Raw genomic sequence first — 26,858 nt, forward strand, 5'->3', positions numbered from 1 at the left:
CCTCCCGGTTTCCTCAAACACCTTCATTCGATGAAACGATTTCCGTTCCTTACTTTGCTTTTTGGAGCTGTAGCCGTGGCTACTCATGCGATCCCCGGAATGACCGAGGCGCTGCAGTTTGATCGGAGCGCGTTCAGCCGGGGCGAAGTCTGGCGGTTGATCACCGGGCATTTCACTCACTTCGGCGCGGATCATCTGCGGTGGGATGTGATCGCGTTTGTCGCGTTTGGATCGCTGGTGGAGTTTCGTTCGCGGCGGGCGTGGATCTATTGCGTGGCGATCAGCGCGGTCGTGATTTCGTTCGGCGTGAGCTGGCTCCAACCGCAGTTCACGCTCTATCGCGGGCTATCTGGATTGGATTCGGCGTTATTCGCGTTTGTCGCCACGGATCTGGTACGTGAGGGGCGGCGCTCGAAGGACAAACTCATGATCGGGCTCGGGGCGCTCGCGCTGAGCGGGTTTCTCGCGAAGTGCGTTTATGAACTCGTCAGCGGGCGCACGTTGTTCGTTGAGACGGGCGATGCGTTTCAGCCGGTGCCGCTCGCGCATTTGCTCGGTGCGGTGATCGGCGTGCTCACGGCGCAAGAATGGAAGAACCGGCGAGCAGCAGTTGCTCGCACTGAGGAAACCCAATCGCCGCTGGGCTCGGGACTTTGAGGTGCTGTAGGCCAGCGTGCTTGCACGCGCGCTGTGCTTGACCGGAGCGCGTGCGAGAACGCTGGCCTACATGGATAGTCTTACCGGATCTTAGCGATGATCTGCTGGATTAGCTCCATCGCGTTTGGCTGAGAAGGTGTGCCTTTGACGGAGAACCGTTCGAGGAGCGCGGTGTAGCCGAGTTCGTCGGCCTCTTTTCTCAGGAGATCGAGGATGCGGAGGTCGTCGGCTTGCGCGCCGCGCACGGCCATTTGGAGATCGAGGTTCATCGCGCTTTGAAGAATCGATTTAAGACCGGACTTGCTGTCGATCGAGCCGAGGCCGAGCAGGCGCATGTCGGGCGAGAGGATGCTGAAGTTTTTGATCTCGGTCGTCGCTGCGCCGGCGCGGTGGGCGATGTCGATGTTGAGCTGGTCGAAGTTAAAATTCACCAGGCGCTTGATCGTGTCTGAATAGGCGCGGGTTTTCTCGCCTGCGCGCGCCAGCTCGCTTTTCCCAAGCATGCTGCCCGCCAAGCTCAGAAGTCCGCCCCCCTTGGAAATCAATTCCTGTCCCTTGCCTGCATTCGCAGCCAGGGCGGATGTCGCGAAGCCGTTAAACTGGCCGCCTCGACTCACAAGCTGCGCATCGAGATTGGCTGTGTCGGCGAGTTTATCGAGGGACGTCGCGCGACCGGAGAGTTTGCCCATAAGATCGAATTTGCCTTCGACGGTAGGCGGTTTGCCGGGATTGGCGGCTTTCAGGAAGGGCTGTGGATCGAAGTTCGTTGCACTGACGTTGGTGCTGACGTCGTAGGGCTCGGCTTCGCCGGGCTGGAATTTGATGACGCCGTCGACTTTGGCGGCGGCACCGTCGGGGAAGACAGCGTTGAGCGATTCGAGGGTGAGAACGTCGGGAGAGATTTTAACCGAGGTGGAGACTTCGACGGGCGGCTGATTCGCGGCGTAGACGACTTTCTTGAGTGCTAGCTTCACGTTGCCGGTAATGCCGTCCCAGATCGGTTTCTGATCAGGAGCGGGCGCAGTCGGCGGCGTGGATGTCGGCGATGGTTTTGTCTGCGGCTGCGGAACGGGCGCGGTGCTGGCGGGCTGGAGTGCGGCGAAGGTTTGGAGGTCTTCGACATAGAGTTCGCGGCTGAGAAGCTGCGCGTCGAGGGCGAGGCCGGTGGTGGAGGTTTTGAGCGAGCCGGAGAGATCGAGGTCGGATTTGCGGCCGGCGAGATCGAAGACAAGCGGAACATTCAGCTCGATGCGTCCATCGGCGTGGACGTCGGCGCGGAGATCGCTGGAGACGGCGGGCAGGTCTTTGCCGTCCTTGGAGCGAAGTGAGGTCACGCCGAGTTTGAGCGAGAGTTGCTGGAGCGCATCGGCGACGCTGGCGGAGAACTCGAAGTCGGCAGTGCCTCGTGAGAGTACGGAGAATTCCTTCGCGGCGGGCTGTGCGAGCAGCGCGGGAATGTCGGCGCGGAGGCGGCCTGTGGCTTTGATCGGCTGGTTCGCGCCGGAAGGCTGGCCGGCTTTGACGGCGAGCGTGAGCAAGGTGGCGCCGCCGCTGCGTGCCGCGATTTCGGATACGTCGGCCTGCCAGCCGGCGGGCGTGTGGCTTCCGGCGAGGGCGACGGAGAGATCAAGGGCGCGGACGAGTTCTTTGCCCGCCTGGACGACAGTGAGTTTGTCGATCTGGACAGGGGAAACGGTACGGACGGCGAAGCCGCCTTGGTCGGCGCGGGCGACGAGTTCGCCGCGAACGTCGTTACCGGTGACGGCGAGATCGGCTGGGGCAAAGGGCTTGGCCCAAGCGAGCGGGAGGCCTTTGAGCGAGATTTGGACGAGGTCGGCTTCGGGGGCGGCGACTTTGATTTCGCCGGTGGCGGGGACGACTTCCATCGCTTGAAGGACTTTGACGGCGAGCACGGGAGATGCGCCGGAGAGGTCGAAGGCGAAACGGTTCACGCGGATGCCGGCGGCGCGGTAGAGCAGATCGAAGTCGGATTGCACACGGAGGCGGCCGAGGGCGGAGAGGCCGGCGTAAACGGAATCGAGGTTCTCGGTGGAGAGATCGGTTTTGCCGGAGAGTTTGATTTCCTGAAAACGCTGGTCGGCCTGAAAATCTCCGCCGGCGCCGAGCGCGAAGGCGGGCAGCGTGTGGCCGAGGGTGAAGGGAGAAAGATCGGTGTCGCTCACATCGAAGGTCCAGGTGCCCGCGAAGGGTTTTGCCTCGCCGGGGTTGGTGATGGTGAGGGCGACGAGTTTTTTCTCGGAGCCTGCGGAGATGGTTTTGAGAAGGACGGCGTAGGATTCGCGGCCGGACTCGCGGGAGAGTGTGGTTTCAGACTGGAGGCGCGCGCCTTGCGGGAGGCCGGGACCGGTGACGTGGGCTTCGTTGGTGACGGCGATGCGCGTGAAGGTGCGGGGCGTGTCCATGCGCAGCGCGAGCGTGCTTTGCGTGGTCAGGCGGGTGACCGGGGCGAGGCCGTCGGGGAGCGTGGCTTCGTTGGTGATTTTGAAGACGCCTTCACGACCGGCGGCGAGTTGTCCGCCAGAGACGGTGAACTTGGCGCGGCCGGCGGGCTGGCCGGTCTTGGTGGGGAAGATCACGGTGCCGTCGAGATCGGCGGAGCCGACGGCGAGATCGACGGGGAGTTCGAGGAGTTTGAACACGCCTTCAAAGCGGAAGGGCTCGGCGGGTTTTTCCTGCGCGGAAGAGGATGGCGATGGCGAGGCGGACGGAGATGCCGGGGCGGTGAGGTCGAGTGTCCAACCTTTGGCGACGAGGTTTTTGAGCTGGATGTCGCTGCGGGCGGCGGAGAGCAGCGGGAGCTCGATGACGGCGGACGGAAGTGTGAGATTGAGTCCGGGGCGGTTGACGACGACGTCGGTCACCTCGATGCGGTTCAAGCCGACAGAGACGCGGCCGAGCTGGGTGACGCCGAGCGACGGATCGCCGGCGATGACGCGGCGGGCGGCCCAGGTCTGGACGGATGGGAGCAGAGCGAGGACCAGCGCGACTATGAGCACGAAGGCGAGAATGCCGATGCCGATCAACAGGGGGCGAAGGAGCTTCATGCGTGAAGGAGGTGCGGGTTAGACGCAGGGTCAGCGATAGTGTTACAGAAGAATAATTTTGAACGCGGCGGACGTAGCAACTCATGCCCGGAAATAAAAGAGGCGCGGCTTTTATGCCGCGCCTCGAAGTAGGAGGGAAACGCTCAGGGCTTAATCACGAAGGGATCGGCGGCGCCGATGGACTTGCGCAGGGCGGCGACGGCGACGTTGTGGCTGTAGTTGGCCTGGAGCTGGTTGTTGCGCGAATCGGTCAGGGAGACACGGGCTTCGAGCACGTCGAGCTGGGTGGCGGTGCCGGCGGCGTAGCGGGCATCGGCGAGGCGGAGAGCTTCCTCGGCCTGTTCAACGACCTTGGTCGCGGACTCGGCGAGTTCGGCAGCTTCCTGGAGCGAGGAGTGCGCGCGACGCACTTCGACTTCGACGGCGAGCGTGGTTTCGGAGGTGAGCAACTTCGCCTGATTGAGTTGCGAGCGGGCTTGAGCGACGCGACCGGCGGTGGCGCGGCCGTCGAAGATGGCCCAGTTGGATTGGAGGCCGATGGACCAGCCGTCGAGGGACTCATTGAACCGGTTCGAGAAGTTATTTTTGCGTAGTTGATAACCACCGACCACGGCGAGGTCGGGCTGATAGGCGGAGCGGGCGACTTTCACGCCGGCTTCGCGAGCGAGCTCAAGTTTTTCGAGACGTTTGAGTTCGGGACGGTTCGCGCGGGCCTGGGACAGAACGTCCTGGAGGTCGTAGCTGACCGGCTTGAAATCAAGCGTGCCCACAAATTCAGGGAGCTTGCGGACGCTTTCGGTGCGCGGATTGGAGTAGCCGATGGCCTGGCGGAGTTCGTCGATGGCGATGCGGTAACCGTTGCGAGCGCGGATGAGGTTGGGCTGGGCGTTGGCCACGGCGACTTCGGCGCGAAGCACTTCGAATTTGGACGAGGCGCCGGCTTCGAAGCGGTTCTTCGCGGTCTGGAGCTGTTCGCGGAGAAGGCGCACGTTTTCTTCCTGCACCTTGGTCTGCTCGCGGGAGAAGAGGACGTTGTAGAAACGCGTGCGGACATCGAGGAGCGCGGTGTTGATGACGCCTTCGAGTTCGAGGAGCGCGGACTCGCGAGCGAGTTTCTGGGCGTCGAGGGCGTTGCGAACGCCGCCGCCGGAGTAGAGAGTCTGGCGGACTTCGAGAGCGATGCTCCAATACTCGGAGTCGCGGGTGCCGGCATTGGGAGCCTGCGAGTCTTTGCCGAGCTCGCGGTCGGTGACGGTGTAGCCGGAGTTGAGCGAGGCGTTAGGCAAGGCGCGGGACTTGATCTCGACGATGAGGCCTTCCTGTTCGCGAATGCGTTCGCGGGCCTGGCGGATGGCGAAGCTTTTATCGAGCGCGTAGGTGATGGCGGTCTGGAGGTCGAGGGTGGCGGGGATGTCGGGCGTCTCGGCGGCGGGCGCAACGGCGACCGGGCGGCGCGCCTCGGCCGCGTGTGCGGGAGAGGCGGCGAGCATGGCGGTGGCGGAGATGGCGGCCGCGCGGAGGAGGCGGTGGCGGAACATGGACTTGGTGTTCATGCGGTGAGTATTTTCTGAGTTTTATTTATGGGCCGCGGCGGGGACGGGAGCGAGCGGGAGGCCGGCGGGCTGAGCGGCGGGCGCGGTGCGGTCGAGCGAGTGATCGCGGGCGATGAGCACGTAGAAGGCGGGGACGACGTAGAGCGTGAAGACAGAGCCAACCGCCATGCCGATGACGAGAACCCAGCCGATGCTGTTACGGGCGGCGGCACCGGGACCGGTGACGAAGATGAGCATCAAGTGACCGAATACGGTGGCAGCGGAGGTCATCATCACGGGACGCAGACGGGTGGCGGCGGCGCGGCGGATGGCCTCCATCTTGGCGACACCTTGCTCCTGGAGACTGTTGGCGAACTCCACGATGAGGATGCCGTTTTTGGCGATGAGGCCGACGAGCGTGATGAGGCCGATCTGGGAGTAGATATTGAGCGTGGTCTTCCAAAGGAAAACGGGGAGCAACGCACCAACGAGCGCGAGCGGCACGGAGCCGAGCAGGATGATGAACGGATCGCGGAAGCTGTTAAACTGCGCGGAGAGCACGAGGAAGATCAGGATGAGCGCGAGGACGAAGGCCGTCCAAAGCGCAGCGCCTTCGTTGCGCAGCTGACGCGACTGGCCGCCGTAATCGATGGTGTAGCCGGCGGGCAGGATCTCGGCGGCCTTAGCTTCGAGCTTCTTGAGCGCGGTATCCACGCTGGGACCGACGCCGGTGATCTTGACCGAGTTGAGCTGCTGGAAGCGGTTGAGCGAGCGCGGCTGCACGGTGTGCTTGAGGGTGGCGATGGTGGAGAGCGGGATGACCTGCCCTTGCGGACCGCGGATGTGGTAGTCGAGCAGTTGCTCGGCGTTGAGGCGCTGGCCGCGCTGGACCTGCGGGATGACGCGGTAGCTGCGGCCGTCGTTGACGAAGCGGTTGACGTAACCGCCGCCGAGCATCGAGCCGAGATCGGCAGCGACTTCGCTCAAATTCAGGCCCATCGAGGCGACCTTGTCCTTATCGATCTCGATCTCGACCTGCGGGAGGTCGAACTTGAGGTCGCTGTCCGCGAAGAAGAAGGTGGGCATACCGCCGCCAGCATTGGCCTCGGTGTTGGCGAAGAGCGTGAGTTTTTGCGCATACTCCAACATCTCGCGGTGATCGGCGGTGGAGCGCAGCACGAACTCGATCGGCATCGAGCCACCGGCCGGGAGTGGCTCGGGCGTCGTGACAATTACATTCATGCCGGGGATCGTCGCAGCAGGTCCTTGAAGGGCTTGCTGGATTTCGATGGAGCTGCGCGAGCGTTGCGACCACGGCTTCAGGATGATGCCGGAGAAGCCGAACGCGGTCGAAGTGAGCTGGAAGGAGTTTTCGTACTCGGGGACGGACTCAAAAATTTTCTGAACCTCAGCGGCGAACAGCACGCTTTGATCGATGGTCGAGGTAGGCGGTGGCTGGAGAATGCCGAAGACAACGCCTTGGTCTTCCATCGGGGCGAGTTCGCGCTGAGCGAACATACCGAAAGGAAGGATGAGGAGCGCGAGCAGAATGGCCGTCACCGTCACCACCGGAACCCACTTCGCGGGGCGTTTGTTAACGCGATCCGAAATGTAGAAGAGCCAGTAGAAGGGGGTCAGGAATACACCCAGAATGATGGCGCCAAACCAGTTGACGTTGCGGGTCTCGAGCAGGCTGCCGAGCCCGCGTTCATACCCATTGCGAACGCGATCAAAGGTGCGGTTGATCACACCGCTGAGGCCCTGGTTTTCGTGGGAGGCGTCTTTGAGGAGGTAGGCGCTCATCATCGGAGAGAGCGTGAGGGCGACGAAGCCGGAGACGGTGACAGCACCGGCAAGCGTCATGGCGAATTCGCGGAAGAGCGCGCCGGTGAGGCCGCCTTGGAAGGCGATGGGAGCGTACACGGCGGCGAGGGTGATCGTCATGGAGATGACGGGGCCGACGAGTTCGCGGGCACCGAGAATGGCGGCGTCGATGGGCGTTTTGCCTTCTCGGATGTGGCGCTCAACGTTTTCGACGACGACGATGGCGTCGTCCACCACGATGCCGACCGCGAGCACGATCGCGAGGAGCGTGAGGAGGTTGATGGTGAAGCCGAACGCGAGCATCAGGATGAGCGCGCCGACGAGAGAGACCGGCATCGCAACAACCGGGATGAGCACGGAGCGGAGCGAGCCCATGAAGGCAAAGATGACTACCATGACGATGAGGAGCGTCTCCAGCAGGGTGCGGAGAATCTCTTTCAACGCGTCGTCGATGTAGGCGGTGCCGTCGTAGGCGATGGTAGCATTGAGACCGGCAGGCAGCGCGCTCTGGATCTCAGGCATCGAGGCACGGACGCGCTTGATGACTTCGACCGTACTTTCATTTGGAAGAACCCAGACGCCCATGAATGTGGCGGTCTTGCCGCCGAAGCGGACTTCTTCGTCGTAGCTCTCGGCACCGAGGACGACCTCGGCGACATCGGAGAGGCGGATGATGGTGCCGTTTTTCTCGGCGACGACGAGCTGCTTGAATTGATCGACGTTCTTGAGGTCGGTGTTGGCGATGAGGCTCATGCTCATCATGGAGCCCTTGGTGGAACCGACGGCGGCGAGGGCGTTGTTGGCCTGGAGGGCCTGGCGGACTTCAGAGGGGCTGAGGTTGCGGGCGGCGAGTTCGTCAGGCTTCAGCCAGACGCGCATGGCGAAGACGCGGCCACCGAGGACGTCGGCTTTTTGAACGCCTTTCACCGAGGAGAGACTCGGCTGGACCATGCGGTTCAGGTAGTCGGTGATCTGGTTTTGATCCATCGTGTCCGAGTAGAAACTCAGGTACATCGAGGCGAACTGGTTGTCGCTGGTCTCAACGTTGATGGAAGGGGCCTCGGCCTCGGGCGGGAGTTCGCTGCGCACCTGGTCGATCTTGGCGCTGATCTGGGAGAGAGCGGCGTTGGTATCGTAGTTGAGGCGCAGGTACACGTTGATCGTGCTCATGCCGGCCGAACTGGTGGAATCGATGTAGTCGATGCCGTCGGCGCTGGCGATGACACGCTCAAGCTGGGTGGTGATGTAACCGCGGACGGTCTCGGCGCTGGCGCCGAAGTAAACGGTGGTGACCTTGACGACCGCGCTGTCGCTGCGCGGGTACTGGCGGGTGTTGAGCTGGAAGTACGCGACGACGCCGACGATCAGGATGGCGATGTTAACGACCAGCGCGATGACGGGCTTGCGGACGAAGAGGTCCGTGAAACTTTTTGAAATCATGACGGGAGCTTGGCGGGGAGCGAGAGACTGGGCCGCGTTGGCGCGGCGGATGAGTGCGCGAAGTGAGGGAGGCGGGCGGCCTCAGACCGCCCGCGGGAGTGAGTGGAGACCGGCCTCAGGTGTTGGAGGGCTTCGGAGCGGGATTGCTCGACGGCTGCACGGCATTGTTGACCTGCACGGGGACGCCGTTGCGGAGTTTGAAGACGCCGGCGGTGACGACCTGTTCACCTGCTTTGACGCCGCTGACGATGGAGACGAGATCGCCGCGGGCGGTGCCGATGGTGATGGGCTGCTGGCGAACACCGAGGAATTCGACGCCATCGGGGCCTTTGATTTTCTCCACGATGAAGACGGAGTTGCCGTAGGAGGCGTAGGCGATCGCAGTGGCGGGAACGACGACGACAGACTCAGCGTTAGGGAGCTCGACTTCGACGCGGGCGAACATACCGGCGCGGAGGATTTCCTTCGGGTTGCCGATGGTGGCCTGGACGGTGACGTTGCGAGTGGCGGCATCGACTTCGGAGTTGATGGCGTTGATCGCACCTTCGAAGGAACCGGCGCCGGCGGCATCGACGGTGAGGACGATTTTCTGGCCGACGGAGAGCGAGGCGAGCTGGTGCTGCGGGACGCTGAAGTTGACGTAGATGGGATCGAGTTTCTGGAGCGGGAGGAGCGGGCTGCCGGGGGAAACGTACTGGCCGACGTTCACGAGGCGGATGCCGACGCGGCCATCGAAGGGAGCGCGGATGCGTTTCTTGTCGATGGTAGCCTGGATGGAGGTGACCTCAGCCATGGCCTGCTTGTAAGTGGCGTCGGCGACGTCGAACTCGGATTTTGCGACGGTGTTGTTACCGAGGAGGCTTTGGGCGCGGTCGAGGCTGATTTTGCCGAGATCGGCGCGGGCCTGGGCGGCGGCGAGCTGGGCGGTTTCGACACTGGCGTCGATTTCGACGAGGAGGTCGCCGGCTTTGACGGTGCTGCCGCTTTCGACACCGATCTTGACGACCTGACCGGCGGCGTCGGCGCTGAGGGTGACGCCTTCAACGGGGGCGAGCGTGCCGATGGCCTTGATGTAGGAGCGCCATTCGATCTCGCGGGCGTCGTAAGTCGTGACCGAGGCGGCGGGCTGCACGTGAGCGACAGACATCGCTTTCTTGATTTGGGTGGCTTTGACCGCGCCGAGGCCGAGCACGAGCACGACGAATCCGCCGAGAGCGATAATGAATTTCTTAATCATGGGAGTGAGTTTCGAGTGATGCAGACTGTGAGAACTGATGGGAAAGGGAGAGGAGGCGGTATCAAGCGGCCGGTGACGCGGACTCGGACGGAGCGAAGGGCGGGCGGGAGCCGATGGCAGAGGCGCGGTCGAGGATCTTGAGCAGGAGCGACACGAGAGTCTTACGTTCGGACTCGGTCAGTCCGGACATCAAAGCGGCCATGCGGCGAAAATGGCCGGGAAGAACTTCGCCGAGGCGCTCGTTGCCGCGGGCGGTGAGTTTGACGGACATCATGCGGCGGTCGACGGGGTCGGGCTCGCGGGTGACGAGGCCATCGCGCTCCAAAGTGTCGATGAGGCCGGTCATGGTGGCGCGGGTGACGCCGCAAAGCTCGGCGAGTTCGGCGGGGGTGCGGGGCTGGGCGCCGCAGCACTCGGATTTGTTGAGGAGGAGCATGAGCACCGAGAAGCGGCCTTGGGAGATGTGGTGGGCCGAGAGATTTTCGTCGGTGATGCGGAAGGCCTCGTCGCCGGTGCGCAGCAGATAGAGATAGGCTTCGCAGGCGGAAGGATCGAGGTCGGGGAAGGTCTTGGCCGCATCGATGAGACACTCGTAGCGCGGGAGATCTTTGAGCAGGAGCAGCGGCATGATTAGTACGGGAACGAAACAGTAAGGGGGCTTACAGTTAGGAGGCTAATCATATTTTCAAGCTCAGGTTTGGGGTTTTTTGCAGTGAGTAGTCCGTGCGCTGAGCTTTCAGCAATTTCGCTAATGGAAAGCGGCAGGCGACCATCGGAGGGTTCGATCAATAGAGCGGTGAGACGGGAGATCGAGACGGACGAGACGGAGATCGGAGGGCGCGTGCGAGCACGCTGACCTACAGCGGGAGACAGTACGCGCGGTGCCGAAAGTAGATCGCGGGATACAAGACACGGCGACGGGCCGCTGGGGCGAAAACGAAACACGCGCCCTACCCTGCTTTCGCGGGATGGGCGCGTGGTATTTATCGAGAGACTGATAAGAGCGGTGCGTTGGCTCAGGACGCTGCGGCGGGAGCGGTCGGGGCCGGAGTGGCAGGCGCGGCGGCGGCGAGCTCTGAGAGAACGACGCGGTGGCAGAAGTCGCCGAAGTATTCGCCGGGCTGGCGCTCGGAGGCGTAGCGCTTGATGACGGGAGTCAGGAAGGCGACGGCTTCGTCGATGGTGATCGAAGGGAGCACGAGTTTGTTGAGGCGGGTGCCGTCGTATTTCGCGCCAAGGTAGAACGCGTATTTGTTGGGCGCTTTGCCGACGAGTCCGATTTCGGCGAGGAACGGGCGGGCGCAGCCGTTGGGGCAACCGGTGACACGGATCGAGACGGGCTGGGCGGCGAGACCGACGCCGGCGAAGAGAGGCTCGATCTTTTCGAGGAGGCCGGGGAGCGCGCGTTCGCTTTCGGCGAGGGCGAGACCGCAGGTCGGGAGGGCGACGCAGGACAGGGCGTTGAGGCGCAGGCCGGAGCGGTCGTTTTCCTTCGTGAGGCCGTGTTTCGCGAGGATGGCTTCGATCTCGGGTTTTTGCGCGTCGCTGATGCCGGCGATCAAAACGTTTTGCGACGGCGTGAGGCGGAAATCGCCTTTGAGCACCTGCGCGATTTCGCGGAGGGCGGTGCGCATGGGCCAGCCGGGAATGTCTTTGATGCGTCCGGAGAGGATGTGCAGGCCGAAGAACCATTCGCCGCCAGCGGTGCGGTGCCAGCCGTGCGGATCTTCGATGGTCTTGAACTCGAAGGGACGCGCCGGAGAGAGCTTCCAGCCGAGGCGTTTTTGAAGTTCGTCGATGAACCAGGCGATGCCGCGGTCAGCGATGGTGTATTTGAAACGCGCGTGCTTGCGGTCGGTGCGGTCGCCGAAATCGCGCTGGATCATGATCACGGTGGAGCCGACTTCGTTGACCCTGTCGGGCGTGATGAAACCGATGACGTCCGCCAGGCGCGGGAAGGTCGCGGCGTTACCGTGGCTCGTGCCCATGCCGCCGCCGACGGTGACGTTGTAGCCGGCGACTTTGCCGTTTTCGACGATGGCGATGAAGCCGAGATCCTGGGAGAAAATGTCGATGTCGTTCGACGGCGGGAGCGCAAAGCCGGTCTTGAATTTGCGCGGCAGATACGTGGTGCCGTACATGGGCTCGACCTCGGGCTGGCCGCCGGAGACGAGTTCGTCGTTGATCCAGATTTCGTGATAGGCGCGGGTCTTCGGGAGGCAGTAATCGCTGAAGCTCTTCGATGCCTGGTAGATTTCCTCGTGGGCCGGCGAACGCTCGGGGAGCGGCGGGGCCATGACGTTGCGGTTCACGTCACCGCAGGCGGCGATGGAGTCGAGCTGAACGGCGTCGAGGCCGCGGATCAGTGTCTTCAGGCTACCCTTGAGGACGGCGTGATACTGGAAGGTCTGGCGCGTGGTGATGCGGAGCTGGCCGTTGGCGGTAGTGTCAGACAGGGCGTCGATCGCGAGCCACTGCTGAGGGGTGGCGCGGCCGCCGGCGAGGCGGATGCGGAGCATGAACGAGAAGGCTTTTTCTTTGCCGGCCTTCTTGAGCGCGAGGCGGAGATCGCGGTCGTCCTGGAGATAGAGGCCGTGGAATTTCGTGAGCTGGCCGCTGTCGTCAGTAATGGCGCCGGTGGAGGTGTCCGCGATCTCGGCTGCGAGGTTACCGCGCAGGAAATTCGAGGCGGCCTTGAGGCCTTCATTGTGGACGAGGGGCTTGGTTGCCGCAGGTGCTGTGCTCATGGAAAAGGAGGGAAACGTGGCCCACGGGAGCGGGCGGTTCAAGTTGGAATTAGTTTATTAAGTGACTTACTAAAGATAAGCAGTGGCCGAGTGAGCCATGCTTGGGGAACTCAGCGGGTGGCCAGAGCTTCGAGGATTTTCTCGGAGGCGCGCATCCCTTTCTTCATCACGCCCAAGTGGAAGCTTTCGTTGGGGGCGTGGAGGTTATCTTCTGGCAGGAAGAGGCCCATGAGAACGGAGTCGAGGCCGAGGACGCGTTTGATGTCTGCGATGATCGGGACGCTGCCGCCCTCGCGGAGATAGAGCGGCGGCTTGCCGAAGACCTCGCCGATGGCGGTGTCGGCCGCGCGGAAGGCTTTCGCCAAAACGGGCGATTGGTCTTTGGGCGTATTGGAGCGGCCGGGCGGGACGACGACGTAGGCCGTGCCCTCGTGCTGATCGACGATCTCGAAGGTGACATCTTTCGGCATGCGCTCACGTACGGTGCTGTAAAGCAGCTCGCGGATCTTCGTCGTGTTCTGGTTCGCGACGAGGCGGCAGCTGATTTTCGCGAAGGCTTTGCTGGGAATCACGGTCTTCGTCCCCTCCCCTTGGTAGCCGCCACCGATGCCGTTGAATTCGAGCGTGGGCAGATATCGCGTGGCCTCGAACGGCGTGTAGCCTTTCGTCGTGTAGAACGCAGGGATGCCGAGAAACTCGCGGTACTGCTCCTCGCTCTGGCCGAGCTTCGCGAGTTCGTCGCGCTCCCATTGCTCAACTTCGAGCACGTCGTCGTAGAAGCCGGGGACGTTGACGCGGCCGTCGGGCGTGTGGAGCGTCGCGCAGAGTTCGGCGAGCGCCTGAATCGGGTTTCTCAATACGCCGCCGTGCAGGCCGGAGTGGAGATCGCTTTTCGAGCCGGTGACAACGACATCGAAGAGGACGAGGCCGCGCAGGCCGCAGGTGATCACGATCTGGTCTTCGCGCGGGATGCCGGTGTCGGACAGGAAAACGAAGTCCGCTTTGCGGAGGCGGTGCTGATATTGTTCGAGGAAGAGCGGGAAACTCGGGCTACCCATTTCTTCTTCGCCCTCGATCATAAAGGTGATGTTGAGCGGCAGGTCGGGACGGCGCTCCAGCAGGCGGGCGACGGCGGAGATGTGCGTCATCAGCGGGCCTTTGTTATCGGCCGAGCCGCGACCGTAGAGGCGGTTGCCGCGGATCTCGGGCTCGAAGGCGGCGCTCATCCAGAGATTGAGCGGGTCGGCCGGTTGCACGTCGTAGTGACCGTAAATGATCACGTGCGGCCACTCCGGTTTACCGTGGCGCTCGGCGAGAATGACGGGGTGAAGCTTGGTGTGGATGACTTCGACGTTGAAACCGATCGAGGTCAGGAGACCGGCGACGAAATCGCGTGCGCCCACCATGCCGTCTTTGAACGACGGGTCGGCGGAGACGCTGGGGTGACGGATGAATTCCTTGAGCTTTTCGACCGGGTCAAACATGTCCGGGCAACGTGGCGAAAATCATGCGCGCGCGCTAGCGGGAAAAGCGGATGAGGAGAAAAGTTTTATCCCAGGAGGAAATCGCCCCGCTTGTTGTCACCACGCGGGGTGAGGGCACCCCGCCTACACCAGCCCACGCGCTCAATACTGCGTCTTCGCGTTTTCGTAGAGCGGTATGTACTGCGGCGCGAGTTTCTGGAGGTTGGCGATGCGCTGCTCGTCGGAGGGATGCGTGGAGAACCAGACGGGGGATTTTTGCGCGCCTGCGCTGTTCTTCGCCATCTTCTGCCAGAAGGTGATCGCCGCGCGCGGATCGTAACCCGCGCCCGCCGCGAAACGCAGGCCCACCGCATCGGCCTCGCTCTCGTGCAGACGCGAAAAGGGCAGCATGAAGCCGACCGACGAACCGAGCCCGTACGCGGCCAACACCATCGCGCGTTTCTCGGGATCGACGTCTTTCGCCTGCATCCCGATCTCGGTGAGCGCGGCGACTCCGGCGACAGCGTAGTTTTGCGATGTGCGCTCGGCTCCGTGACGCGAGGTGACGTGCGCGATTTCGTGGCCGATCACGGCGGCGACTTCGTCATCGCTGCCCGCGAGTTTGAGCAGGCCGGTGTACACGCCGACTTTGCCGCCGGGGAGCGCGAACGCGTTGACCTGATCGGACTCAAAAACGACGAATTCCCACTGGGCGTTGGGCAGCTCGCGGCCGACGGATTTCGCGATGCGCGCGCCGATGCGCTGCACCTGGGCGTTGGCCTTCGCGTTGGTGGAGATTTTTTCCTGCTGCTTGATCTGAGAAAACGAGGCGAGGCCCATCTGGGCCTCTTCGCCGGGCGAGACGAGCATGAGCTGTCGGCGGCCGGTTTCGGGGACGACGGCGCAGGCAGAAAATCCAAGGACGAGAAGAAGCGCGGAAGCGACGCGGGTATTCATGAGAGTGAAAGAAGCTGGCTCGCAGACTCGTGAGCAAGCCAGCGGTTCTCGGTTTTCCTTCAGAATGATCGGTGGAGGCGCGACGCCCTCGTCGCGCCACCATCAAACCAATCCTCGCACTCAGTGCTTAAAGTGGCGCAGGCTGGTGAAGACCATCGCCATGCCGCGCTCGTCGGCGGCCTTGATGACTTCCTCGTCGCGTACTGAGCCGCCGGGTTGAATCGCGGAGGTCGCGCCCGCATCGGCGGCGGCGATGAGGCCGTCGGCGAATGGGAACAACGCTTCGCTCACGACGACCGAGCCTTTGAGGTCGAGCTTCGCCTCGCCTGCTTTCCATACAGCGATGCGCGAGCTGTCCACGCGCGCCATCTGGCCGGCGCCGACGCCGAGCGTCTGTTCGCCGCGGCAGTAAACAATGGCGTTCGACTTCACGTGTTTGCAGACGCGCCAGCCAAACATCATGCTCGCCCACTCTTCCGCCGTGGGCTGGCGCTTGGTGACGACCTTGAAGTTACGCGGATCGCCGAGGGTTTTGTTGCGATCCTGCACGAGCAAACCGCCGACGACCGAGCGCACATCTTGGAGCGAATCCGCGCCGAGACCTTCCTTCGCGATCATGAGGCGCAGGTTTTTCTTCTTCGCGAAAATAGAGAGGGCTTCGTCGCTGAAACGCGGCGCGATGATCACTTCGGTGAAGATGTCTTTGATCTGCTCTGCAATGTCGGCTTCGAGCGTCCGGTTGACGACGATGATTCCTCCGAACGGCGCCTGCTTGTCTGTCGCGTAGGCTTTGTGCCAGGCGTCGATCAAAGTATCCGCGCTGGCGGCACCGCACGGATTGGTGTGCTTGAGGATCGCGATGGTCGGACGCTCGAACTCGCCGATGAGGTAAGTCGCCGACGTGATGTCCAGGATGTTGTTATAGCTGAGCTCTTTTCCTTGGAGCTGCTGGTAGTGATCGTGGAACGTGCCGTAGAGCGCGGCCTGCTGGTGGGGATTTTCGCCGTAGCGGAGCGACTGGGCTTTTTTGAGTGTGAGCGAAAACTTTTCAGGCAGCCCGGAGAGCGCGTTCATGTCGGGCTCGTCGGCCTGCGATTCGAGGTACTTCGCGATGGCTGCGTCGTAGCTGGCGGTGCGCTGGAAAACCTTCAGCGAGAGTTTGCGACGGAGCGCGGCGAGATCGGCCGGTTTGTCCAAGGCGGCAAGGACTGCGTTGTAGTCGGCGGGATCGCAGACGACGGAAACGCTTTCGAAGTTTTTCGCGGCGCTGCGCAGCATCGAAGGGCCGCCGATGTCGATGTTCTCGATGGCGTCTTCAAAGTGAACGTTGGGCTTCGCGACGGTTTCCTCGAAGGGATACAGATTCACGACGACGAGATCGATCATGCCGATGCCGTGCGCTTTGGCTGCGTCCATGTGCTCGGCTTTGTCGCGACGACAGAGAAGTCCGCCGTGGATTTTGGGGTGAAGGGTTTTCACGCGGCCTTCCATCATCTCGGGGAAACCGGTGTGCTGGCTGACCTCGGTGACGGGCAGGCCTTTTTCGGCGAGGAGCTTGGCGGTGCCGCCGGTGGAGAGCAGGCGGAAACCGTGCTTTTGGACGAGGGCGGTCGCGAATTCGACGAGGCCGCGTTTGTCACTCACTGAGAGCAGGGCGAGCTTTTCCATAGAGATAAAAAGGCTTTGTGCGGCTCGCAAAAATCACTGGCAAGCGTTTTGGTGAACGGCGTGGGAAGGCCGGGCACAAACAACAGAAAGGCGGACGACACGGAGGTCGTCCCTCCATTGCCTAAAACGCGCCGCGTGTGAGATCAGAAGGTGTTGCCGCCATTCACGGCGAGCGTCTGGCCGGTGATGAAACGGGAGGCGTCGGACGCGATGAATGCGACGGCGTCGGCGATTTCGGCGGGCACACCCTGACGGCGAAGCGGGAGTTGCGCAGCGTAACTATCAAGCGACTCCTTCGAAGTTCCTGCGTGGCGCTCGACGGGGATCCAGCCGGGGGCGACGTTGTTCACCGTGATCTGCCACGGACCGAACTCGGTCGCCCAGGCGCGGGTGAGGCCGAGCATCGCGCCTTTGGCGGCGACGTAGGCGCTGAAGTCGGCGTTGCCGAGTTCGACGACTTCGCTGCCGATGTGGATGATGCGGCCCCAGCGGGCTTTTTTCATTTCGGGCAACGTGGCCTGCGTGAGAAGCATGGGCGCTTTGACGAAGAAATCGAGCTGGTCCTGGAAATCCTGCCACGTGTAGGCCTCGATGGGTTTCATCGGCTGCGGGCCGGTGGCGTTGTTGATGAGGACTTCGACGGGGCCGCCGAAGTGGCGCTGGGTTTCGGTGAGTAGCGCGGCGATTTGCGCGGGCTCACGGACGTCGGCTTTGAGCGCGAGGGCTTTGCCTCCGGCGCGGGTGATGGTGGAGACAGCGTCCTCGGCATCGCGCGCGGAGCTGAAGTAGTTAACCACCACGCGGTGGCCCTCGGCTGCGAGTTTCTCGGCGATGGCGCGTCCCAAGCCTCTGGATGCGCCGGTGACGAGAACGATTCGGGAGGGTTGAGAGGAGGACATAAGGCAAGCGGAGGTTGGACGACCCGCTGCTCAGTGCGCTGCTTTGACGGCGACAGCGGTCTGATTGGTGATGCGGTCGATCCAGGCGAGCACGAGAGCGGAGAGCACGAAGGTGATATGGATGACCACCTGCCAGAGAAGCGTGGATTCCTTCATATCATTAGCGTTGATGAAGGTTTTTAAGAGGTGGATCGACGAGATGCCAATGAGCGCCATCGCGAGTTTCACTTTGAGAATGCCGGCGTTCACGTGCGAGAGCCACTCGGGCTGGTCGGGGTGGCCGTCGAGATTGAGGCGCGAGACGAAGGTTTCGTAGCCGCCGACGATCACCATGATGAGGAGGTTCGCGATCATCACGACGTCGATGAGGCCGAGGACCGTGAGCATCACTATGGTCTCGGTGTCTTTGACGGTCGTGATCACCGAAGCCGGTGCGGGGTGGCCGAGCATCGCGAATCCGATGAGGTGCCACAGCTCGACGCAGAAGCGGTAAACGTAAACCGCTTGGGCGAGGATCAGGCCGAAATAAAGCGGCGCCTGCAGCCAGCGGCTGAGGAAGATGAGGTTGGAGAGCGAGCGCTGCGATTTGAGCGTGGGCGAAGACGTTTTCATAAAGTCGCGCGGAGAAAAACGCAGCGGTCGCTGATGCGGCAACTGCGTTCTGGGGCGGAGGCGTTCCAGTTTGGGGCGGAGTTCCAGCGACGAAAAAGCCGCGTCGGTTTTGGACGCGGCTTTGAGGAGATTTCAGCAGGAGCTTAAACTCACATCGTCGCGAGGAGCTTGCGGAGCGTTTCGTCGACGGCCTTGGGGTTGGCTTTGCCTTTGGCGGCTTTCATGATCGGACCCTTGAAGGCGTTGATCGCGCTGTCCTTGCCGGACTTGAATTCGGCGAGCGCCTTCGGGTTGGCGACGATGGAGTCGCGGCACCATTGCTCCAGTTCGCCGGCGTCGGTTGGCGCGGCTTTGAGGCCTTTGCGTTCGGCGATGCCGTCGGGCTGGTCGCCGGTGGCGAACATCTCGACGAAGATTTCGCGGGCGGCAGAGGTGAGCACGGTGCCTGCATCAACGAGCTTCACCAGCGCGGCGATGTGCGCGGGTTTCACCTTCGAATCGGCGAGCGAGAGTTTGGAGGCGCCGAGTTCTCGGAGGAGGTCATTCACGATCCAGTTGCCCACAGCTTGGGCTTTGCCGGGGCCGGCGAGTTTGGCGGCTTCTTCAAAATAGGCGCTGAGGTCGCGGTCTGGAACGAGTACGGATGTAATCGTGAAAGGAACGCTGAGCTGCTCCTGGAAGCGACGTTGTTTGTCGAAGGGCAGCTCGGGAATTCCGGATTGAATCCGAGACTTCCACTCGGCGTCGACTTTCACGGGCATGAGGTCGGGGTCTGGGAAATAGCGGTAGTCGTGCGCCATTTCTTTCGTGCGCAGGGATTGGGAAGCGCCGGTCTGGCCGTCGTAGTCGCGTGTTTCCTGAATGAGCGTGCCGCCGCTTTCGAGGACGGCGATCTGGCGTTTGATCTCGTGCTCGATGCCGTCGCGGACGAACGAAATGGAGTTCAGGTTTTTCAGCTCAACCTTGGTGCCGAGTTTCTTTTCGCCGATGGGACGGATGGAGATGTTGGCGTCGCAACGCATCTGGCCCTTTTCCATGTCGCAGTCGGAGATGCCGCCGTAAACAAGCGTGTTGCGGAGCGAGGTGAGGAACGCGTAGGCCTCGTCGGCTGAGTGCATCGCGGGCTCGGATACAAGCTCCATGAGCGGCGTGCCCGCGCGGTTGTAGTCGACGAGCGAATCGATCGCGCCGTGGTTCAGTTTGCCGACGTCTTCTTCGAGATGGATGCGCGTGACCGGGATCTTCTTGTGCTCGCCCATCACGTTGCGCGACGGGCCGGGGAGTTCGATCTCAACGTGTCCGCCGATGCAGATCGGCTGGTCGTACTGCGTGATCTGGTAGTTCTTCGGCGAGTCGGGGTAGAAATAGTTTTTGCGGTCCCATTTGCAGACGGCGGGGATCTCGCAGCCGATCATGAGGCCGGCTTTGATGATGGCGTCGAGCGCGGCCTTATTGAGGACGGGCAGCACGCCGGGCAGCGCGAGGACGACGGGGTCGGTCAGCGTGTTTTCGTCGTGGCCATAACCGGCGGCAACGCGGGTGAACATCTTCGACCGGGTCTTGATCTGGACGTGGACTTCAAGACCGATGACGGCTTCGTATTTCATGAGCGGGAGTTAATGTGGAACTCAGGAAAGCTGGAACGGAAGGCACAGGACTTCTTGGCTTTTCCCAGAGTTCCTGAGTTCCAGATTAAAGGTTGGGATGACGCGTGGCCCAGTCGTGGGCGCGGTCGTAGGTGTGGGCGATGCTGAGGAGTTCGGCTTCCTTGAAGGGCTGACCGATGAGTTGGAGGCCGATTGGCAGGCCGCTCTTCGAGAAGCCGCACGGGATGCTCAGACCGGGGAGGCCGGCGAGGTTCACGCCGATCGTGTAGATGTCGCTGAGGTACATCGCGAGCGGGTTGGAGGCTTTTTCGCCTTTTTTGAAGGCGGGCGTCGGGGCGGTCGGTGTGAGAATCACGTCCACTTCCTTGTACGCGTTCAGGAAATCCTGGCGGATGAGCGTACGGACTTTTTGGGCACGCAGGTAATACGCGTCGTAGTAACCGGAGCTGAGCACGTAGGTGCCGAGGATGATGCGGCGTTTCACCTCGGGGCCGAAGCCTTCGGCGCGGGATTTGAAATAGAGCTCGGTGATGTCCTTCGCGTCTTTCGAGCGGTGACCGTAGCGGACGCCGTCGTAGCGGCCTAGATTCGAGGAGCACTCGGCGGTCGCGATGATGTAATAAACGCCGACGCCGTACTCGGTATGCGGGAGGGAGACGTTCTTAATTTCGCAGCCGAGCTTCTCGTAATAGCTGACGGCTTTTTCGACGGCGGCGGCGACTTCGGGGTCGAGGCCTTCGCCGAAATATTCCTTCGGGATGCCGATTTTCCACGGGCCTTTGCGCTTCGAGAGTTCGGCGAGGTAGTCGGGGATTTCGGTTTTGAAGGAGGTCGAATCGAGCGGATCGTAACCGGCGATGGCGCCGAGCGTGATGGCGGCGTCTTCGACGGTGCGTGTGAACGGGCCGATCTGGTCGAGCGATGACGCGAAGGCGATCAGGCCGTAGCGCGAAACGAGGCCGTAGGTGGGCTTGAGGCCGACGACGTTGCAGAGGGCGGCGGGCTGGCGGATTGAGCCTCCGGTGTCGGAGCCGAGCGTGGCGATGGCTTCACCGGCTGCGACGGCGGCGGCGCTGCCGCCTGAGCTGCCGCCGGGAACGCGGTCGAGGTCGTAGGGATTCGACGTCGTGTGGAAGGCAGAGTTTTCCGTGGACGAGCCCATGGCGAACTCGTCGAGGTTGAGACGGCCCCAGCAAACGGCGCCGGCGTTTTTCAGTTTCTTGGTGACGGTGGCGTCGTAGGGAGAAACGAAATTAGCGAGCATCTTGGACGATGCGGTAAGCGGCTGACCTTCGACGGAGATGACGTCTTTGATGCCGATCGGAATGCCGTCGAGCGGTCCCCTCGCCTGCCCGGCGGCGCGGCGTTCGTCGGAAGCGCGAGCCTGTGCGAGCGCGTCAGCTTCGTCGAACGAGTTGAAGGCTTTCACCTTCGGATCGACGGCTTTGGTGCGCGCGACGATGGCCTGCGTGAGCTCGACCGAAGACACCTTTTTCGAGGCGAGCTGATCGGCGAGTTGGGAGATGGGCTGGTAAATGAGTTCGGAAGACATGCTGGGAGGCCACGCTCTCACGAGGCGGCTGCGTGTTATTCGACGACCTTGGGGACGACGACCATGTGGTTGCGTTGGGCGGGCGCGTTTTTGAGCGCGGCCTCGACGGGCAGGCCGGGTTGCGCGACGTCGTCGGCCCAGACGTTGAAGATCGGGAAACCGTGCGCCGTGGGCTCCACGCCGGTGACGTCGACTTTTTTGAGCTGCTCGATGTTGGTGAGGACGTCGTTGAGCTGGGCGGCGAATTTCGTCTTTTCCTCGGGCGTGAGCGCGAGGCGGGCGAGATTCGCGATGTGGTCGATGTTCAGGTCGGAGGCGGCGGACATGGGGATTATTTTCGGATCTGGTAGGGCGTGGATTTGGTGAGCTCGTCCTGGATTTTGTTGAAGGCGGTGTTCACTTCGTCGTCGGTGAGCGTGCGGTCGGCGGCGCGGAAGACGAAGGAGAACGCGAGGCTCTTCTTGCCTTCGGGCAGGCCTTTGCCGCGGTAGACGTCGAAGACGTTCACGCCTTCGAGTGTGAACGCGGTGCCGGTGGCGGCGCGGGCGACTTTGGCGAGGGTCTTTTGGACTTCGGCGGCGGGAAGCGTGTCGTCCACCACGAGCGCAAGGTCGCGCAGTGCGGCGGGGAAAAGGCTGAAGGGTTGATAGCGGCGGCGCGCGGAGGCCGAGGCGAGTTTCTCGGGGAGAATCGCGAACTGGCCGGCGTAGACTTTGCCTTCGACGCCCGCGGTTTTGACGGCGGCGAGATCGAGGAGGCCGAAGCGAGCGGTCCAGCCGTGCTGGATTTCACCGGCGACGGCGGAGTGGCCGGATTGCCAGCCGAAGGCGTTGGCTTCGGTGACTGCGGCGACGGGCTGGCGGGCGAGTTCGATCCCGGCGGGCGCAGTGAGCGTGGCGGTGAGATTTTTCGCGGTGTAGAAATCGGCGGTCTCGCGTTTGAGCCAGGCGCGGTCGCCGGAGTTTTCGGCGATGACGAAGGCGACGGCGACGCATTCGACGAGCTGGCCGTTGCGCTCGAGGAAGACGCGGCCGGTTTCGAAGAGGCGTGAGGCGGAGACGCCGCGGGATTGGTTGAGCTTCAGCGTGTCGAGCAGGCCGGTGATGAGCGTCGGGCGCAGGTGTGATTGGTCTTCGACGAACGGATTCGCGAGGGCGAGTTCGGCGAGCGCGGGTGCGGTGGCGGCGACTTGGAGTTCGCGCGCGGAGCGGAGCGTGTAGTTGACGCACTCGTGGAAGCCCTGACCGACGAGCGCGGTGGCGACTTGGCGGTTGAAGAGCACGACGGCGTCATCGTCACCGACGAGGCCGGGAGCGAGGACGGTGGACGCGGGAATTTTTTCGGTGCCGTAAACGCGCAGCACCTCTTCGACGAGATCGATTGGGCGATCGAGGTCGTCGCGCCAGCTCGGGATCGAAACGGTCCAGGCGGGGCCGCGGGATTCGGTGGGCTCTTCGCGGACGATGGTGAGCTCGAGCGCTTCGAGCGCTGCCTTCATGTCGGCGTCGGGAATGGTGAAGCCGAGTTTCTCGTTGATGAAGCCGGGCGTGACGACAATCTCGCGCTGCCACGGAATGTCGCCGCCGATTTTTTGCGTGGCGCCGGCGACTTTGCCGCCCGCGATTTCGAGGATGAGATCGATGGCGCGGTGGGCGGCTTCCTCGAGCGAGTGCGGATCGACGCCGCGTTCGTAGCGGTACGAGGAGTCGGAGGAGAGCGCGAGTTTCTTTGAGGTCGCGCGGACGGACTGGCGCTTGAAGTACGCGACTTCGAGGACGAGATCCGTGGTCGTGTCATCCACGCCGGAGTTTTGGCCGCCCATGATGCCTGCGATGACGAGCGGTTTCGCAGCGTCGGCGATGACGAGCATGCTGGAGGTCAGCGCGCGCTCTTTGGTGTCGAGTGTGGTGAGTTTTTCGCCGTCGGCGGCGAGACGGACGATGATCTCGGAGCCGGAGATTTTTTTTGCGTCGAAGGCGTGCGTGGGCTGGCCGTACTCGAGGAGAACGAAGTTGGAGATATCGACGACGTTGTTGATCGGGCGGAGGCCGACGGCGCGAAGGCGGTCCTGGAGCCACGCGGGGCTCGGGGCGATTTTCACGCCGGTGATCACGGTCGCGGTGTAGAGCGGGCACTCGGTGGCGGCGGTGACGCGGACCGATTTCAACAAGTCGGCGCGGGCGGCGGTGGCGTGCGCGGACTCGAACTTCACCTCGGGGTATCGGAGTTCTTTTTTGAACCACGCGGAGAGTTCGCGCGCGATGCCGAGGTGGCTCAGGCAGTCGGGACGGTTGGGCGTGATCTCGATATCGAACACGGTGTCGCCGGGCGGGAGAACTTTGTTGATCGGCGTGCCGATCGCGGGGCTGCCGGGAAGGAGGAGCAGTCCTTGGGCGTCCTCGGCGATGGTGAGTTCTTTCGCGGAGCACATCATGCCCTGCGATTCCTGGCCGCGGATTTTCGAGAGTTTGATTTCGAAATTACCGGGCATGATCGCGCCGGGGAGCGCGACGGGAACGCGGTGACCGGCGTCGCAGTTGGGCGCGCCGCAGACGATCGTGCGGACGCCGCCGTGATCGGGGCCGACATCGACGGTGCAGACGGATAGTTTGTCGGCGTTCGGGTGTTTGCCGCGCGTGAGAATTTCGCCGACGACGACGTTCTTGAGTTCGGGCGCGCCGGTGCGGATGACTTGTTCGACTTCGAAGCCGAGGAGCGTGATAGCGCGCGAAATGTCTTCGGCGGAAACGCCCGAGAGATCGACGTAGGATTGGAGCCAGTTGAAGGAAATTTTCATCGGAATGCGCTCAGGCGAACTGCTTCAGGAAGCGGACGTCGTTTTGGTAGAAATAGCGGATGTCATCGATGCCGTACATGAGCATGGCGAGACGCTCGAGACCCATGCCGAAGGCGTATCCGCTCCAAACGGACGAGTCGTAGCCGACGCCATCGAAGACGGAGGGATCGACCATGCCGCATCCGCCGATCTCGATCCATTCCTTGTTCACCTTGGGCAGGTGCTTGGCGCTGAGATCGACTTCGAAACTCGGCTCGGTGTAGCCGAAGTAGTGCGTGCGGAAACGGGTCTTGGTGTCTTTGCCGAGGAGCGAGGCGAAGATGTAGTCGAGGAGCGCCTTCAGGTCGCGAACGGTGACGTTCTTGTCGACGTAGAGACACTCAAGCTGGTGGAAATTGGCGGAGTGCGTGGCGTCGGTCGTGTCGCGACGATAAACGCGGCCAGGCGAAACGATGCGGATGGGCGGCTGGCCCTTGAGCATCGTGCGGATCTGGACCGACGACGTGTGCGTGCGGAGCAGGTATTTTTCGTCGGGCGTTTTCTTGGAGACGTTTCCGAAGCGGGCGTTGGTCGGGAGATAGAACGTGTCCTGCGCGTCGCGGGCCGGGTGATCGGCGGGCGTGTTGAGCGCGTCGAAGCAGTAGTACTCGGTTTCAACCTCGGGACCTTCAACGACGGAGAAGCCGACCTTGCGGAGGATGCGGCACATTTCTTCGCGCACGAGCGTGAGCGGGTGATGCGTGCCCAGGCCGAAATCGGGCGATGGCAGCGAGGCGTCGACGGCGGGCCCGAGTTGCGCCTGGAGTTCAGCGGCTTCGATCTGGCGAAACGCGGCGTCGAGATGCGTCTGGAGCTGGGTCTTGGCCTCGTTGATCAATTTGCCGAGAGCGGGCTTCTGCTCTTTCGGGACCGAGCCCATCTGCTTCATGAGGCCGGTAAGCTCGCCGTTGGGGCCGACGAAGCGGGCCTTGGCGGCTTCGAACTCGGGGCGGGTTTTGACGGCGGGGAGCTCGGACTGGGCTTTGGCGAGAAGAGCAGAGAGTTGGTCTTGCATCGAAAGGAAGAGGAAGCGGCAGCGGGTGGCTCGACGTCGAGCCGGGAAAATCAAAAAGGACGAACCTCGAAAGGCCCGTCCTCGGGAGAGAAACCGCGCTCCGATGAAGGCGGCGCGGTTTTCTTGGGGCGAGCCCGTTCGGCTCGCGTTGCTGGGAGTTAGGCCTTCTTGAGAGAAGCGGCCTTGGTCTTCAACGCGTCCTGGGCTTGTTTGACCAGGGCGTTAAAGGCGACCTCGTCGCGGATCGCGAGATCGGAGAGGACCTTGCGGTCGAGACCGATCTTGGCGGCGGCGAGGCCTTCAATGAAGCGGCTGTAGCTCATACCGGCAGCGCGGCAGGCAGCGTTCAGACGAACGATCCAAAGAGAGCGGAAATCGCCCTTCTTCTTGCGGCGGGCAGCGTAGGCGTATTGCCAGGCATGCTGGACGGCTTCTTTCGCGTAGCGAAAGAGGCGGGATTTATTGCCGAAGTAACCGCGGGCGTACTTCAGGACTTTTTTGCGGCGCTTGCGGGAAGCGGGCGAGTTTGTGGCACGAGGCATGTTATTTTATGTGTTTTGGTGCCGCCGGGTCGTCTCGTTAGGATTCACCCGGCTGGCGAGTTACGGTTTTGCGCGTCGGTTTTAGAGGCCGAACGGCAGGGCGCGCTTCAGAGGCTTCGCATGGCCTTCGGCGACGAGCTTATCACGGGAGGCACGGCGTTTGGACTTCGTGCTCTTCGCGGCAAGCAAGTGACGGAAGCCGGGCGTGCGACGGATCAACTTGCCCTTGGCGGACAATTTGAAGCGCTTGGCAACGGACTTTTTGGTCTTTTGCATGTGAGGAGTTGGAGAAAACAGCGGCCGTGTGTGGCGTTGGCAAGGGCAATATCCGCCTAAAATCACTATTTTCACGGGCCAGAAAAAAGGCCGATCATGGACCAGCAACCAATCGTATCAACATGCCGACTACGAAAATAAGAGTGAAGACCGCGCTCGAGCGCATCTTTCATCGGAAAAGGGTTTGACAACTCCGGTCGCAATCTGAGTTTTTCGCCCTTCGTTTTTTGGTTTCCTAGCTCAATGGTAGAGCAGTTGACTCTTAATCAATTGGTTCCGGGTTCGAGTCCCGGGGGAACCACCAAATTTCCGGTCCACTGGGCAGCCAGATGGTCCGGGGTTCTTTCAAACTTAGCTTGCTGAGAAAAGCGTGATGTCGGAAACGAACCAGCCGCCCGAGGCTTTTATTTTCGCCGGCGTAGCTCAACGGTAGAGCACCTGTTTTGTAAACAGGCGGTTGCGGGTTCGAATCCCATCGCCGGCTCCACTCGTTCCGACGATCACTCCTGCTCAACAATTTTTTCCACTGCCCGATGGTGTAATGGTAGCACAAACGACTCTGACTCGTTTTGTCTAGGTTCGAGTCCTAGTCGGGCAGCCAGTCACGCTAACGATACTCTTCAAACCCGAGAGATCGTCGTTGACACAAAATTTCAGCAAACGCCTAGTTTGCGCCCCATCAATTCCGCCCTCATTAACCCCAACGCACGTCCAGCGAACGATCACTATTAACGAGTGAATCACGCCGAAAATCCTTTTTGTGGAATTCGCTTCGACTGCTTGCTCTAAAGAAAATTTCGCAACTATTGACCGCCACAGGCGTCGGTTAACAAATAGCGACAAACGTTTTTGCTTATAACCCGCTCTGTCTGCTTTTTTGAATTTTCTTTTTCCATACACATCCAGAGCTTCCCCGCCACTTTTTAACC

Annotated in this window: 19 protein-coding genes and 3 tRNA genes; 4 read left to right on the forward strand and 18 right to left on the reverse strand. The window is 62.2% G+C overall.

Annotated features, from left to right (window positions below; all coding sequences use genetic code 11):
- The first annotated feature begins 30 nt into the window (after nt 1–30).
- Nucleotides 31–657, forward strand: coding sequence for a rhombosortase (rrtA, locus tag CMV30_RS01200; protein WP_096054329.1), 627 nt, complete (start codon nt 31–33; stop codon nt 655–657).
- A gap of 80 nt (nt 658–737) precedes the next feature.
- Here the strand turns inward: rrtA and CMV30_RS01205 are convergent, their stop codons facing one another.
- The 18 genes from CMV30_RS01205 to rpmI all read right to left on the reverse strand — a co-directional run bounded on the left by CMV30_RS01205 (nt 738) and on the right by rpmI (nt 25,929).
- Entirely contained in the window at nt 738–3,722 is a 2,985-nt protein-coding gene (locus CMV30_RS01205; protein WP_096054330.1) for an AsmA family protein, read from the reverse strand.
- Between the two features lie 143 nt (nt 3,723–3,865).
- Entirely contained in the window at nt 3,866–5,275 is a 1,410-nt protein-coding gene (locus tag CMV30_RS01210) for a TolC family protein (protein ID WP_096054331.1), read from the reverse strand.
- Nucleotides 5,276–5,296: 21 nt separating this feature from the next.
- Entirely contained in the window at nt 5,297–8,518 is a 3,222-nt protein-coding gene (locus CMV30_RS01215) for an efflux RND transporter permease subunit (protein WP_096054332.1), read from the reverse strand.
- A gap of 115 nt (nt 8,519–8,633) precedes the next feature.
- Nucleotides 8,634–9,755, reverse strand: a complete 1,122-nt coding sequence (locus tag CMV30_RS01220; RefSeq protein WP_096054333.1) for an efflux RND transporter periplasmic adaptor subunit — start codon at nt 9,753–9,755, stop codon at nt 8,634–8,636.
- A 61-nt stretch (nt 9,756–9,816) separates the two neighbouring features.
- On the reverse strand, nt 9,817–10,383 hold the full coding sequence (locus CMV30_RS01225; RefSeq protein ID WP_096054334.1) for a MarR family winged helix-turn-helix transcriptional regulator: 567 nt from the start codon (nt 10,381–10,383) through the stop codon (nt 9,817–9,819).
- Between the two features lie 388 nt (nt 10,384–10,771).
- Entirely contained in the window at nt 10,772–12,502 is a 1,731-nt protein-coding gene (locus CMV30_RS01230; RefSeq protein WP_096057552.1) for an NADPH-dependent assimilatory sulfite reductase hemoprotein subunit, read from the reverse strand.
- A gap of 110 nt (nt 12,503–12,612) precedes the next feature.
- Entirely contained in the window at nt 12,613–13,986 is a 1,374-nt protein-coding gene (locus CMV30_RS01235) for a M20/M25/M40 family metallo-hydrolase (RefSeq protein WP_096054335.1), read from the reverse strand.
- A 141-nt stretch (nt 13,987–14,127) separates the two neighbouring features.
- The gene (locus CMV30_RS01240) at nt 14,128–14,922 is read right to left on the reverse strand and encodes a M48 family metallopeptidase (protein WP_096054336.1); all 795 of its coding nucleotides are present in this window, start codon (nt 14,920–14,922) and stop codon (nt 14,128–14,130) included.
- A gap of 120 nt (nt 14,923–15,042) precedes the next feature.
- On the reverse strand, nt 15,043–16,590 hold the full coding sequence (gene purH / locus CMV30_RS01245) for a bifunctional phosphoribosylaminoimidazolecarboxamide formyltransferase/IMP cyclohydrolase (protein ID WP_096054337.1): 1,548 nt from the start codon (nt 16,588–16,590) through the stop codon (nt 15,043–15,045).
- Nucleotides 16,591–16,733: 143 nt separating this feature from the next.
- The gene (locus CMV30_RS01250; RefSeq protein ID WP_096054338.1) at nt 16,734–17,489 is read right to left on the reverse strand and encodes an SDR family oxidoreductase; all 756 of its coding nucleotides are present in this window, start codon (nt 17,487–17,489) and stop codon (nt 16,734–16,736) included.
- 30 nt (nt 17,490–17,519) lie between these two features.
- Entirely contained in the window at nt 17,520–18,101 is a 582-nt protein-coding gene (locus tag CMV30_RS01255; protein ID WP_096054339.1) for a TIGR00645 family protein, read from the reverse strand.
- A gap of 149 nt (nt 18,102–18,250) precedes the next feature.
- On the reverse strand, nt 18,251–19,708 hold the full coding sequence (gene gatB, locus CMV30_RS01260) for an Asp-tRNA(Asn)/Glu-tRNA(Gln) amidotransferase subunit GatB (protein WP_096054340.1): 1,458 nt from the start codon (nt 19,706–19,708) through the stop codon (nt 18,251–18,253).
- An 85-nt stretch (nt 19,709–19,793) separates the two neighbouring features.
- The gene (gatA, locus tag CMV30_RS01265) at nt 19,794–21,260 is read right to left on the reverse strand and encodes an Asp-tRNA(Asn)/Glu-tRNA(Gln) amidotransferase subunit GatA (RefSeq protein WP_096054341.1); all 1,467 of its coding nucleotides are present in this window, start codon (nt 21,258–21,260) and stop codon (nt 19,794–19,796) included.
- Nucleotides 21,261–21,295: 35 nt separating this feature from the next.
- Nucleotides 21,296–21,586 (reverse strand): Asp-tRNA(Asn)/Glu-tRNA(Gln) amidotransferase subunit GatC, encoded by a 291-nt coding sequence (gene gatC / locus CMV30_RS01270; RefSeq protein ID WP_096054342.1) that lies wholly within the window; start codon nt 21,584–21,586, stop codon nt 21,296–21,298.
- Between the two features lie 5 nt (nt 21,587–21,591).
- Entirely contained in the window at nt 21,592–24,057 is a 2,466-nt protein-coding gene (pheT, locus tag CMV30_RS01275) for a phenylalanine--tRNA ligase subunit beta (RefSeq protein WP_096054343.1), read from the reverse strand.
- A gap of 10 nt (nt 24,058–24,067) precedes the next feature.
- A complete protein-coding gene (gene pheS / locus CMV30_RS01280; protein ID WP_096054344.1) occupies nt 24,068–25,111 on the reverse strand; it encodes a phenylalanine--tRNA ligase subunit alpha in 1,044 nt (347 codons plus the stop codon).
- Between the two features lie 158 nt (nt 25,112–25,269).
- Nucleotides 25,270–25,653, reverse strand: a complete 384-nt coding sequence (gene rplT / locus CMV30_RS01285) for a 50S ribosomal protein L20 (protein ID WP_096054345.1) — start codon at nt 25,651–25,653, stop codon at nt 25,270–25,272.
- Between the two features lie 81 nt (nt 25,654–25,734).
- A complete protein-coding gene (gene rpmI / locus CMV30_RS01290; RefSeq protein WP_096054346.1) occupies nt 25,735–25,929 on the reverse strand; it encodes a 50S ribosomal protein L35 in 195 nt (64 codons plus the stop codon).
- A 229-nt stretch (nt 25,930–26,158) separates the two neighbouring features.
- Between rpmI and CMV30_RS01295 the strand changes: the two genes are divergently transcribed.
- The 3 genes from CMV30_RS01295 to CMV30_RS01305 all read left to right on the forward strand — a co-directional run bounded on the left by CMV30_RS01295 (nt 26,159) and on the right by CMV30_RS01305 (nt 26,530).
- Nucleotides 26,159–26,233, forward strand: a tRNA-Lys gene (locus CMV30_RS01295).
- Between the two features lie 108 nt (nt 26,234–26,341).
- Nucleotides 26,342–26,416: transfer RNA gene (locus CMV30_RS01300), tRNA-Thr, on the forward strand.
- 40 nt (nt 26,417–26,456) lie between these two features.
- A tRNA-Gln gene (locus tag CMV30_RS01305) sits at nt 26,457–26,530 on the forward strand.
- Nucleotides 26,531–26,858: the final 328 nt, after the last annotated feature.

This window comes from Nibricoccus aquaticus, from assembly GCF_002310495.1.
GTDB classification, from domain to species: domain Bacteria; phylum Verrucomicrobiota; class Verrucomicrobiia; order Opitutales; family Opitutaceae; genus Nibricoccus; species Nibricoccus aquaticus.